This is a genomic window from Thalassobellus citreus (genome assembly GCF_044385915.1).
GTDB classification, from domain to species: Bacteria; Bacteroidota; Bacteroidia; order Flavobacteriales; family Flavobacteriaceae; genus Thalassobellus; species Thalassobellus citreus.
In genome coordinates, this window is record NZ_JBISCC010000110.1 from 63,322 (window position 1) to 74,385 (window position 11,064).

At 31.3% G+C, this 11,064-nt stretch carries 11 protein-coding genes and 1 tRNA gene; 8 read left to right on the plus strand and 4 right to left on the minus strand.

The window, feature by feature from the left end:
* The first annotated feature begins 53 nt into the window (after positions 1–53).
* The 8 genes from ACH5TX_RS02025 to ACH5TX_RS02060 all read left to right on the plus strand — a co-directional run bounded on the left by ACH5TX_RS02025 (position 54) and on the right by ACH5TX_RS02060 (position 7,025).
* Positions 54–689: a cell division protein FtsQ/DivIB gene (locus ACH5TX_RS02025; RefSeq protein WP_439337888.1), complete on the plus strand. Its 636-nt coding sequence runs from the start codon at positions 54–56 to the stop codon at positions 687–689.
* Between the two features lie 3 nt (positions 690–692).
* A complete protein-coding gene (ftsA, locus tag ACH5TX_RS02030) occupies positions 693–2,003 on the plus strand; it encodes a cell division protein FtsA (protein ID WP_439337889.1) in 1,311 nt (436 codons plus the stop codon).
* Positions 2,004–2,056: 53 nt separating this feature from the next.
* The gene (gene ftsZ / locus ACH5TX_RS02035; protein WP_439337890.1) at positions 2,057–4,045 is read left to right on the plus strand and encodes a cell division protein FtsZ; all 1,989 of its coding nucleotides are present in this window, start codon (positions 2,057–2,059) and stop codon (positions 4,043–4,045) included.
* A 136-nt stretch (positions 4,046–4,181) separates the two neighbouring features.
* A complete protein-coding gene (locus tag ACH5TX_RS02040) occupies positions 4,182–4,631 on the plus strand; it encodes a GatB/YqeY domain-containing protein (protein ID WP_439337891.1) in 450 nt (149 codons plus the stop codon).
* Between the two features lie 48 nt (positions 4,632–4,679).
* Positions 4,680–4,753 (plus strand) — tRNA-Arg (locus tag ACH5TX_RS02045).
* Positions 4,754–5,169: 416 nt separating this feature from the next.
* Complete coding sequence (locus ACH5TX_RS02050) at positions 5,170–6,018, plus strand: zinc-dependent peptidase (RefSeq protein ID WP_439337892.1); 849 nt, start codon at positions 5,170–5,172, stop codon at positions 6,016–6,018.
* Positions 6,019–6,098: 80 nt separating this feature from the next.
* The gene (locus ACH5TX_RS02055; protein ID WP_439337893.1) at positions 6,099–6,518 is read left to right on the plus strand and encodes a CBS domain-containing protein; all 420 of its coding nucleotides are present in this window, start codon (positions 6,099–6,101) and stop codon (positions 6,516–6,518) included.
* A gap of 93 nt (positions 6,519–6,611) precedes the next feature.
* Positions 6,612–7,025: a CBS domain-containing protein gene (locus ACH5TX_RS02060; protein WP_439337894.1), complete on the plus strand. Its 414-nt coding sequence runs from the start codon at positions 6,612–6,614 to the stop codon at positions 7,023–7,025.
* A gap of 1 nt (position 7,026) precedes the next feature.
* On the opposite strand, the gene rpe is transcribed toward ACH5TX_RS02060, so the two are convergent.
* The 4 genes from rpe to ACH5TX_RS02080 form a co-directional block, all read right to left on the minus strand.
* On the minus strand, positions 7,027–7,689 hold the full coding sequence (rpe, locus tag ACH5TX_RS02065) for a ribulose-phosphate 3-epimerase (protein WP_439337895.1): 663 nt from the start codon (positions 7,687–7,689) through the stop codon (positions 7,027–7,029).
* A gap of 236 nt (positions 7,690–7,925) precedes the next feature.
* Complete coding sequence (locus ACH5TX_RS02070; protein WP_034041378.1) at positions 7,926–8,789, minus strand: sigma-70 family RNA polymerase sigma factor; 864 nt, start codon at positions 8,787–8,789, stop codon at positions 7,926–7,928.
* A gap of 467 nt (positions 8,790–9,256) precedes the next feature.
* Positions 9,257–9,838: a suppressor of fused domain protein gene (locus tag ACH5TX_RS02075; RefSeq protein WP_439337896.1), complete on the minus strand. Its 582-nt coding sequence runs from the start codon at positions 9,836–9,838 to the stop codon at positions 9,257–9,259.
* A 156-nt stretch (positions 9,839–9,994) separates the two neighbouring features.
* Positions 9,995–10,744, minus strand: a complete 750-nt coding sequence (locus ACH5TX_RS02080) for an alpha/beta hydrolase (RefSeq protein ID WP_439337897.1) — start codon at positions 10,742–10,744, stop codon at positions 9,995–9,997.
* Positions 10,745–11,064 lie beyond the last annotated feature (320 nt).

Below are 11,064 nucleotides of genomic sequence, written 5' to 3' on the forward strand. Positions count from 1 at the left end.
TTGTTCTGCTAGGTTTAGTGGTCTTTTTGTTTGCTTTTGCTTCAAGCAGAAATATGAATAGAAAAGTAGCTAATCCTAATGTGAAATTTATTGGTGAAGACAATCTTTTTATAACAAATGAAACTGTTAGTAAATTGTTAATACAAAATTACGGGACAGTTAAAAACGTGTCTAAAGAAACTTTAGATTTGAATAAGTTAGAGAATGCCCTCAAATCTAATCCAATGATAAAAACTGCAGAAGTGTATGTTGCTGTTAATGGCTTGCTTAACGCCAAAATAGAGCAAAAGACACCTGTTGCTAGAGTTAGTACAAATGCGTCATATTATATTGATGATGAAGGTTCTTACATGCCTTTGTCAAATAATTATTCTGCAAGAGTGCCACTGGTTACTGGTTATATTGAAAAAAATAATTTAGAAAACGTCTATACAGTTGCAATAAAAATTAAAACAGATGACTTTTTAAAAAAAAATGTTATTGAGATTCATCAGGATATCAATAACAAGATTTCTTTAAAATTGAGACAATGTAGATTTTTAGTGCAATTAGGTGATGTGAATTTTTTAGATAAGAAAATAAATAATTTAAAAGCGTTTTATCAAAAAAAGCAAAAGGAGAAAGCGCTTAATAATTATAGTAAAGTCAATTTACAATTTGGCAACCAAGTAATATGTACCAAAATATAAACCATGGAGCATAATATAGCAGTAGGATTAGACATAGGAACCACAAAAATTGTGGCTATGATTGGTCGTAAAAACGAATACGGCAAACTCGAAATTATCGGCATTGGTAAGTCTAAAAGTTTAGGCGTGCATCGTGGTGTTGTAAATAATATTACACAAACTATTCAGTCAATACAGCAAGCTGTTCAAGAAGCTGAGGTTGCGGCAGCAACTAAGATTGAAGGTGTAACAGTTGGTATTGCAGGACAGCATATTCGTAGTTTGCAACATAGCGATTATATAACTAGATCAAATTCTGAAACGGTTATAGATGATGATGATATTGATAGGTTGATTAACCAAGTGCATAAATTAGTGATGCTTCCTGGAGAAGAAATTATTCATGTATTACCACAAGAATATAAGATTGATGGACAAGCCGAAATAAAAGAACCTATAGGAATGTATGGGGGGCGTTTAGAGGCTAATTTCCATGTCGTAGTAGGGCAAGTATCTTCTATTAGAAATATAGGTCGTTGTGTGCAAAGTGCAGGTTTAAATCTTGAAGGAATAACGTTAGAGCCATTAGCTTCTGCAAATGCAGTTTTAAGTCAGGAAGAAAAAGAAGCAGGTGTTGCATTAATTGACATAGGAGGAGGAACAACCGATTTGGCCATTTTTAGAGATGGTATTATTCGTCATACAGCAGTGATTCCTTTTGGAGGAAATGTGATTACCGAAGATATAAAAGAAGGTTGTTCTATTATAGAAAAGCAAGCAGAGTTACTTAAAGTGAAATTTGGTTCGGCATGGCCAGGAGAAAATAAGGATAATGAAATTGTTTCAATACCAGGTTTGCGTGGTAGAGAACCAAAAGAGATTACCCTTAAAAATCTCTCAAAAATTATACATGCACGTGTTGTAGAAATTGTAGAGCAAGTTTATGTTGAAATAAAAAACTACGGACACGAAGAGCAAAAGAAAAAACTAATAGCAGGGATTGTTTTAACAGGAGGTGGTAGCCAATTAAAGCATTTAAAACAATTAGTAGAATATATAACAGGAATGGATACCAGAATAGGTTATCCAAATGAGCATTTAGCTGGAGATAGTGATGAAGATGTAACAAGTCCGTTATACGCAACAGCTGTAGGGTTAGTATTAGACGGCTTAAAACGTCAAGAAAGAAAGAAGATTGAGCAGGATGAAGAACAAGCTATTGTAGAAGAAACATCAGTAGAAGATGAAATTATAGAGAAACCAGTTAAGGAAAGACGCTCATTCCTTGATAAGTTAACAGAGCGCGTTAAAGATTTTTTAGATAACGCAGAGTGATAAATCCATTGAATAAAAAATATATAGTATAAAACCCCAGTAAAACAGAATTTATGAGCAGCAAAAAAGAATTCGAAAGCATCTCATTTGATTTACCTAAGAACCAATCAAATGTAATTAAAGTTATTGGTGTTGGAGGTGGTGGTAGTAATGCCATAAACCACATGTTCCAACAAGGTATTAAAGGCGTAGATTTTTACGTTTGTAATACAGACGCACAAGCACTTCAAAATAGTGGTGTTCCAAACAAAATTCAGTTAGGTCTTAATTTAACTGAAGGGTTAGGAGCAGGCGCAAATCCTGATATTGGAGAGCAATCTGCAGTTGAAAGTTTTGATGACATTTCACAAATGTTAGATACAAACACTAAAATGGTTTTTATTACCGCAGGAATGGGTGGTGGTACAGGTACTGGTGCTGCTCCAATTATTGCTAAAATGGCTAAAGATTTAGATATTTTAACAGTAGGAATTGTAACGATGCCTTTTCAGTTTGAAGGAAAAATGCGTATTGAACAATCTCAAAAAGGAATTGAAAAACTTAGAGGTGTTGTAGATTCTTTAATTGTTATAAATAATAACAAACTCCGTGAAGTGTATGGGAACCTTGGATTTAAAGCAGGGTTTTCTAAAGCTGACGAAGTGTTATCTACCGCTGCTCGTGGTATAGCCGAAGTTATTACGCACCATTACACACAAAACATCGATTTACGTGATGCTAAAACGGTTCTAAGTAATAGTGGTACTGCTATTATGGGTTCAGCATTAGCTTCAGGTCAAAATCGTGCGCAAGATGCTATTCGTAAAGCTTTAGATTCTCCATTATTAAATGATAATAAAATTACCGGAGCTAAAAATGTATTGTTGCTAATTGTTTCTGGTTCTCATGAAATTACTATTGATGAAATTGGTGAAATAAATGATCATATTCAAAGTGAAGCTGGTCATGGTGCTAATATTATTATGGGTGTTGGTGAGGATGAAACGTTAGAAGAATCAATTGCTGTTACTATTATTGCTACAGGATTTAATGTTGAGCAACAAGATGAAATTTCTAATACCGAAACTAAAAAAGTTATACACTCACTAAGTGAAGAGCAAGATTTAGCTTCTCAAGATCGTGAACCTGTTATTATTGCTCCAGTTATAGAGTTAGAAAAGAAAGAAGAGCCACCAGTTGTAAGACATACTTTAGATATAGAAGAAGAGGAAGAAATAATTCCAGAAAGAAAAGAAATAGAAGCTAAAGAAGTTTCAAAAGAGGTTTTTGAAGATATAAACTTAATTCCCACATCAGAGATTATTAAAAATATAGATGTGGTTTATGAAGAAGTTTCAGCTAATGTGCAAGAAGAAGAGGATTTTATTATTAAGCCTGTAACTAGAATGTCTGATGATGTTGAAGATATAGGTGATGTTGAATTGCTTTCAGATTACATTGAAGAAGAACAACAAATTACCCTAACATTCGATTTGCCAATTTCCCCTAAAAAAGAAGAAATTGAAAAAGCTGATGATAAAATATCATATGAGTTAACCGATGACGAGGTAAAAAAGATTCCTGTAAATGATTATGTAGAATTAATTACGGTTAATGAAACTAATGAAGAAGGGGATGTGCGTTACGTGTTGGATGATTATACTGAAATAGAATCATCTTTAAATAAAAAACAAAAATCTTCGAATGAGGTTTTAGAAGAAGTAGAAGAAGAAATTGTTTTTGAAAAGAAAATTATTAATGAAAACCCTACTGAAGAGGCTGTAAATGAAGAAGTGGATCCTATGAATAGTCCAATTTCTGAATTGCTTAAAGAACGTGCTGAAGAGCGCAGACGTAAGATGAAAGATTTTAATTATAAATTCAATAATGCAAAAATTGATGATATAGAGAAAGTTCCGGCTTATAGAAGACAAGGTGTAAACTTAGAAGATGCTAAGCATTCATCAGAGACAGATTTATCTAGAACGAGTATTGGGCTAGATGATAATGATGATTTGCAGTTAAGAAACAATAATTCGTTTTTACATGATAATGTAGATTAAAAATATTACTAGACTTACTTAGTTATAAACCCGAAAAGTATCCCTCAACTTTTCGGGTTTTTTTATTTAATTATTTTTGCCATTCTTACGAAGGCAGAAATCTATTTTTTATCTTCGCAATTAAATAAAGAATACAATGAGTTTACAACAAGATATAATGTCGGCGCTTAAAGAAGCTATGAAATCTAAAAATCAAACAGCTTTAACAGCTTTACGAGCAGTAAAATCAGCGATTTTATTAGCACAAACAGAAAGCGGTGCTAAAGAAGATTTAACAGAAGATCAAGAGCTTAAAATACTTCAAAAGCAAGTAAAACAACGTAAAGATAGTGCTGCTATATATTTAGAACAAGGGCGAGAAGATTTAGCGGCTCCAGAATTAGCAGAAGCAGAGGTGATAAGTCAGTTTTTACCAGAAGCATTAAGCGAAGAAGAAATAGAAAAAGTGGTGGTGGCAACAATCAATCAGGTTGGAGCAGAAGGTATGAAAGATATGGGGAAGGTTATGGGTATTGTAAGTCAAGAGTTAGCAGGACAAGCCGATGGAAAAACTATTTCTACAATTGTTAGACAAAAATTAGCTTAAAAATTTAATATCACATAAAAAGATTCCTGCCTTACGTGGGAATGAAATGGCTGCGTAGTTCAACTGGATAGAATATCAGATTTCGGCTCTGAGGGTTGGGGGTTCGAATCCCTTCGCGGTCACGAATAAATGAATTTCCTCTTAAAAATACTTGAGTTTGCTCAGGCATTTTTAAGAGGGAATTTTATTTTTAGAACAGAGCTTTGAGGGGTGTTCGATAGCGAGTTCTCTTAGTGTATCTTAATTATCAAATCAATATCTATATTCAAAAAGTTTGAACTCTGTCTCGTAAGGTCAAAAGACAATAAAGAACCTCTACGTTATTGGCGTAGAGATTTTTATTTTTAAAGCGAGCATTTTATAATCAGTTTGAAATCATTAAATATTTGTAAATACGATATTTCTATCGCATTAAAACCAGTTCTAGATTAGATCTTTTTGAATGGGTAAGTGAAAGAATTTATATTAAAATATAATTTACAGTCAATATTATTAGGCGTTCTTGTACTTTTGAAATTAAATAGACGTTTATAATTTTATGTTATATATTTTAATTGAGCCTGATATAAATGCGAGTAAAATCATGTTAGGCATTTTGATAGTTGTATTAGTATGTATTGTTTTCTATTATACCTTTAGGTTAATAGAAATGGGTTATGTGATAAAGTATAAAAAGCCACTATATAATCATTTTTATATCTCTTTAAGAAAGATAGATGAAACTCAAAAACGGATACTACAAGAACAATTTTCATTTTACAAAAAGCTTAACGATAAAGAGAAAAAATATTTTGAACATCGGGTAGCATCTTTTATAAAAGACAAAGATTTCATTAGTAGGGAAGGGTTGATTATTACAGATGAAAAAAAAGTTTTAATTTCCGCTACTGCTGTCATGTTAACCTTTGGTTTTAGAGATTTTTATATAGGGCTTATTTCAAAAATTGTAATATATACTAAAGCATTTTATTCTAAAACAAATGATGCTTATCATAAAGGAGAGTTTAACCCAAAGCTTAAAGCTCTAGTGCTTTCTTGGGAAGATTTTCAAGAAGGGTATAAAATTGATAATGATAATTTAAATCTTGGTATTCATGAATTTACACATGCTATTCATTTAAATAGTATTAAATATCGAGATATCAGTTCAACTATATTCAAGGATTCTTTTAAAGAATTGTCTGTATTATTAACCTCAGAAGAAGGGTTAAAAGAAAGATTAACTAAATCGGAATATTTTAGAGGTTACGCATATACCAATCAATTTGAGTTTTTGGCAGTAGTTATAGAAAATTTCATAGAAACCCCACAAGATTTTAGATCAGAGTTTCCCCTTATTTACGGAAAAATTAAACAGATGCTTAATTTTAATGTAGATGGGTATTAAATCGCAACATGACTTTTATCATACTTTTTGGAGTTTTAGTTTTATAATTTTAGTGATAACAAAACTAAATTATATAAGTCATGATAAAGAAAGCACCAATTTCAATGATAATGACTGAGCCAGTTATTACATTAAACACTACCGACAAATTAGAAAAAGCTGAATATCTTTTTAAGCATAATCATATTAGACATATTCCTGTTGTATCTGATAATGCTGTAGTTGGAATGCTTAGCTATACAGATTTATTACGATTAAGTTTTGGAGATGTTACTAATAGTTCTGATGATTCAAGTGATGTCTTGGTTTATAATATGTTTACAATAGACCAAGTAATGAAAAAACAAATAATTACAGTGTCTTCATCTAATTCAATTAAAGATGTAGCAAAAATACTTGCTGTAGAAGAATTTCATGCCCTACCTGTAGTTGATAGAAATAGATTGGTAGGTATTGTAACTACCACCGATCTTATTAAATATTTATTACGTCAATTTTAACTCCTATAATTAAAAAATTGAGCTTCTTTTTAAGCTGATATTTGTTATAGATTAAAAACTAGTTTTGTTTATAACCTTATAAATTATCATAACATGAATCAAAAAGCGCCTGTGTCTTCTATAATGAGTAAAAACGTTATAGCTTTAACAAGAACCGATAATTTAGAAAGAGCAGAAATGCTGTTCAATAAATATAGAATTAAGCATATACCTGTAGTAAGTAGAGATGTTGTAATAGGTATGTTAAGTTATTCTGATTTGTTAAAAATAAGTTTAGCAGATGCTGCTCAAGACGATTATAATGTAAACGCAGTGGTTTATAATTCGTTCTCTATAGAACAAGCAATGACCAAAGATGTGGAAACTATAGATAGCGAAACAACAATAACTCAGGCCACTCAAATTTTAGCTACTAGAGGCTTTCATGCATTACCTGTTGTTGATAATGGTATTTTAACAGGAATTGTAACTACTACAGATTTGTTACAGTTTTATTTAAAGCAATAGTTTAAGAATTAGCAATTGTTTTTAATTCTTTAATAGTTTCAGTTTGATTGTTGCTTTTAAATACGTGGCTTCCTGCTACAAAAGTGTCAGCTCCAGCTTCAACTAGTTTTTGTATGTTTTTATTTGTCACACCACCATCAATTTCTATGCGCGTATTTAAACCTTGCTCGTTAGCCATTTTGCGTAGTTTCTGTATTCTGTTATAAGTGATGTCTTCAAATTGTTGACCACCAAATCCAGGATTGATAGACATTAATAATACCATATAACATTTAGGTAAAATATCTTCTAAAACAGAGATAGGAGTTGTTAAGTTAAGTACAACGCCTGCTTTACAACCAGCATTTTCAATTTGTGTAAGTGTTCTATGTAAATGAACTGTAGATTCATAATGAACTGTGATAATATCGGCTCCAACTTTAGCAAACTCTTCAATGTAGCGTTCTGGTTTTTCAATCATTAAATGAACATCCAAAGGTTTGGTTGCGTGTTTTTTTATGGCTTGTATAACCGGCATTCCGTAAGAAATGTTCGGAACAAAATGACCATCCATAACATCAATGTGAAACCAATCAGCATCACTTTTGTTAACCATTTCAATGTCTCGTTGTAAGTTACCAAAATCTGCGGCTAGTAAAGAAGGTGCTATTAGTTTAGAATTCATTATAAAGGTGTTCTTAAGTTTTTTGCAAATATAGAAAAGTCTTTTTAGTTTCTTTCTTTTGAGTAGATAGAAACTAAAAAATAAAAGTTCTTTTATGATGGAAGTGTTTTAAGGTAAAGGTATAAAAAAAATGAACCCACGGTAATCAGCCGTGGGTTCTTTCATCAATCAAAAAACGAACAGTTATGTGTAACTGTTTGTTACTGTAATTTAGTCGTAATTCTTAATAAAAATTACTATCCTAAATAAGTTTTTAATATTTTACTTCTAGAAGTATGTTTTAATCTTCTAATTGCTTTTTCTTTAATTTGTCTTACACGTTCACGTGTTAAATCGAATGTTTCACCAATTTCTTCTAAAGTCATTGGGTGTTGGTTTCCTAAACCAAAGTATAAACGAATAACATCAGCCTCACGAGGTGTTAATGTTTCTAAAGCACGTTCAATTTCAGTACGTAAAGATTCGTGTAATAACTCTCTATCTGGGTTAGGAGACTCTCCACTATTTAATACATCGTATAAGTTAGAATCTTCTCCTTCAACTAAAGGTGCATCCATACTCACGTGGCGACCAGAGTTTTTCATAGACTCTTTAACATCGTTAATTGTCATGTCTAATTCTTTTGCAATTTCTTCAGCAGAAGGTGGGCGCTCATGACTTTGCTCTAAAAAAGCAAATGTTTTATTAATCTTGTTTATAGACCCAATTTTGTTTAAGGGCAAACGTACAATACGAGATTGTTCAGCTAAAGCTTGAAGAATCGATTGGCGAATCCACCAAACAGCATACGATATAAATTTAAAACCACGAGTTTCATCAAAACGTTGAGCCGCCTTAATTAACCCTAAATTACCTTCATTAATTAAATCGGGTAATGTAAGTCCTTGGTTTTGGTATTGTTTAGCTACCGATACTACGAAACGTAAATTAGCTTTTGTCAACTTTTCTAAAGCAATTTGATCTCCTGCTTTAATACGTTGGGCTAATTCTACCTCTTCATCAGCAGTAATTAAATCTACCTTACCAATTTCTTGTAAATATTTATCTAACGATGCGGTTTCTCTATTGGTAACCTGCTTCGTAATTTTAAGTTGTCTCATCTAAGTTTCCTGTAATTTATAATATGAATAAATAGGTCGTTCAATAGTTATACGTATATATCTATAAAAATGTTACAAAAAGTTTGAAATTATTTTTGTAATTCTAACTTTTAGACACTTAAAACTTAAAAAAGTCACGTTTATTTATTATTCTGATGTCTAGTTCTGAAATATTACTTCTAGGTAATTAAGGTTATTTAGCCTTTATTTATACTGTAAAGTTATGGTTTTTGCATTATACTGAATATTATGTACAGGTATTTTCATTTACAACATTCATTTGAGGTTGTTAAAGAAATAATAGTTGTTTAAAGTATTCTTTATCTTTTTGATAATCTTTTTTGTGGTTTTTAATAACCCCAACTTTTGAATCATCACTTTTTTGGTTATAATATGTCCCAAAATGGAAAAACATAACCAAAATTTTTTGCTTTTTTCATTTTTATACTGTGTTGCCAGTAGTGTTTTTATTTCGTTATTCGTTTTCTATTCACGTTGTACATATCAAAATCCGAATGTTTCCAGAACTTTTCAAGTCCGTTTTTCTCAATATATTCCATTTCAGATGCGTAAATTGGATAAAGTCCTGCAATGTTTATTTTATAACCCAATCCGATGTCAATATTCGCAAAGTCTTTTTTGTCCAAAATGGATGGTGCAAAGACAAGAAATGCGTCCATTTCAGATTCGTTAGATATTTTTTCTTTGAAATTAATCGTGTTGCTATAACTAAATGGACAATTACCTCTTAAACTATTTGCTAAATATCCGGCGACTTGAGCCCAAGAAGCATCTTTTGAGTCAACCGTTATTATTAATTCAGGCCTTCCAAATTTCCAGTCAGGATGATTTCTGAGTGAGAGTCCGTAAGTAATTCCAGTTATCATTCCCTTTTCAGGAACATTTTTATAAACTATACTTGTAACTCCAGCAATTCCGTCTTTTTCAGATTGCTCTTTGTAATATTCAGGTTCGGTTTGGAAAATTCTGTCCAAATGAGCCATAAACTTTTTGACTGGTGTTTTTTTCTTAAATAATCCTTTCAGCATAAAGATTGGTTTACATTACTGGCAACGGTTACGTATAGTATTAGTGGAGCGTTTAAGCACTAATTTAGTAAATAGAAACTTGCCAGCGGAAAATTCCGCAGGAATTTTCCAAGTAGGCTAAAACTAGCCATTAATTTTATGCTTTGTTAGCAATAGTTATTTTTCTATTATTTTAATAAATTCTCCTACATATTTATCTTCATAATCATAAATTCCCATAATATGTTTACTGTTAATATCCCAAAATGTAGTGTTGTTTTTGTTTGCTGAATCAAATATATTTCTTCCTAATTCATAAGGAACCTGCTGGTCAGATTTACTATGTAAAATTATAGTTGGTATATTCAGTTTTTTTATCTCTTTAATAGCAGGAAAGTCATTGTTCATCAATAAAGGTACAATCCATTTAAAGTTTTCTAAATTCAGAGCTTTTGCATAAACTTTTCCAATATCGGGAAATGAACTAAAAGTTCCTTCTAATATTAACCCTTTTACTTTTTCTTGTCTTTCACTAGCTGTCATTGTTGCAAAAGCACCTCCTAAAGATTGCCCCCAAATTACAATTGGTTTTTCCGAAATATTATTCATCTCTGCAATTTTGTCAAAAATGAATAAGGCATCTTTTTTCAAGACCAAAGAATTATTCGCTTCTCCATTTGATTTTCCAAAATTTCTGCGTTCAAAACAAAAAACTTGAAAACCTTTTTTCAAAAGAGGTTTGTAAGATTCTTGAACGGAAGACATTAAATGCATTCCTTTTCCCGAATAATGAAAAATTGTTCCTATAGATGTAATTGAATCTGGTTTAAAAAGAACTCCGTGTAATTTTACATCATTATCTACATTAAAATAAAATTCTTCATAATTCAATTCTGATTTAAATTCGACATAATTAGTTCCATTCATTTGGTAAATCATCTTGTCCGAAAATCTTGAAAAACGAAGATATAAAATGGACAAAACTATTATAGTGAAGATTGTAATTGTCAACCATTTTATAATTTTTAAAAACTTTTTCATATGATGTTTTTCTTGTTAGACTAGATGTTTTTTGTTTAGGTTACAGATTTTGTTTTAATTATTACTAACGGTTATGCATATGGAAAGTGCGATTTTGTGTGCGAGGATTTTCCGAAGGAAAATCAGAAGCAAGCAAAGAAGCAATAACCATAAGATTAAGTACTAAAATAAGCATTTTTGATATGCGATGTTGGGTTTTAGTGCTT

What these genes read in the sequence shown, in the direction of transcription:
- ACH5TX_RS02025 (WP_439337888.1), top strand. Translation starts at nt 54, where the DNA reads ATGAATAGAAAAGTAGCTAATCCTAATGTGAAATTTATTGGTGAAGAC.
- ftsA (WP_439337889.1), top strand. Translation starts at nt 693, where the DNA reads ATGGAGCATAATATAGCAGTAGGATTAGACATAGGAACCACAAAAATT.
- ftsZ (WP_439337890.1), top strand. Translation starts at nt 2,057, where the DNA reads ATGAGCAGCAAAAAAGAATTCGAAAGCATCTCATTTGATTTACCTAAG.
- ACH5TX_RS02040 (WP_439337891.1), top strand. Translation starts at nt 4,182, where the DNA reads ATGAGTTTACAACAAGATATAATGTCGGCGCTTAAAGAAGCTATGAAA.
- ACH5TX_RS02050 (WP_439337892.1), top strand. Translation starts at nt 5,170, where the DNA reads ATGTTATATATTTTAATTGAGCCTGATATAAATGCGAGTAAAATCATG.
- ACH5TX_RS02055 (WP_439337893.1), top strand. Translation starts at nt 6,099, where the DNA reads ATGATAAAGAAAGCACCAATTTCAATGATAATGACTGAGCCAGTTATT.
- ACH5TX_RS02060 (WP_439337894.1), top strand. Translation starts at nt 6,612, where the DNA reads ATGAATCAAAAAGCGCCTGTGTCTTCTATAATGAGTAAAAACGTTATA.
- rpe (WP_439337895.1), bottom strand. Translation starts at nt 7,689, where the DNA reads ATGAATTCTAAACTAATAGCACCTTCTTTACTAGCCGCAGATTTTGGT.
- ACH5TX_RS02070 (WP_034041378.1), bottom strand. Translation starts at nt 8,789, where the DNA reads ATGAGACAACTTAAAATTACGAAGCAGGTTACCAATAGAGAAACCGCA.
- ACH5TX_RS02075 (WP_439337896.1), bottom strand. Translation starts at nt 9,838, where the DNA reads ATGCTGAAAGGATTATTTAAGAAAAAAACACCAGTCAAAAAGTTTATG.
- ACH5TX_RS02080 (WP_439337897.1), bottom strand. Translation starts at nt 10,744, where the DNA reads ATGAATGGAACTAATTATGTCGAATTTAAATCAGAATTGAATTATGAA.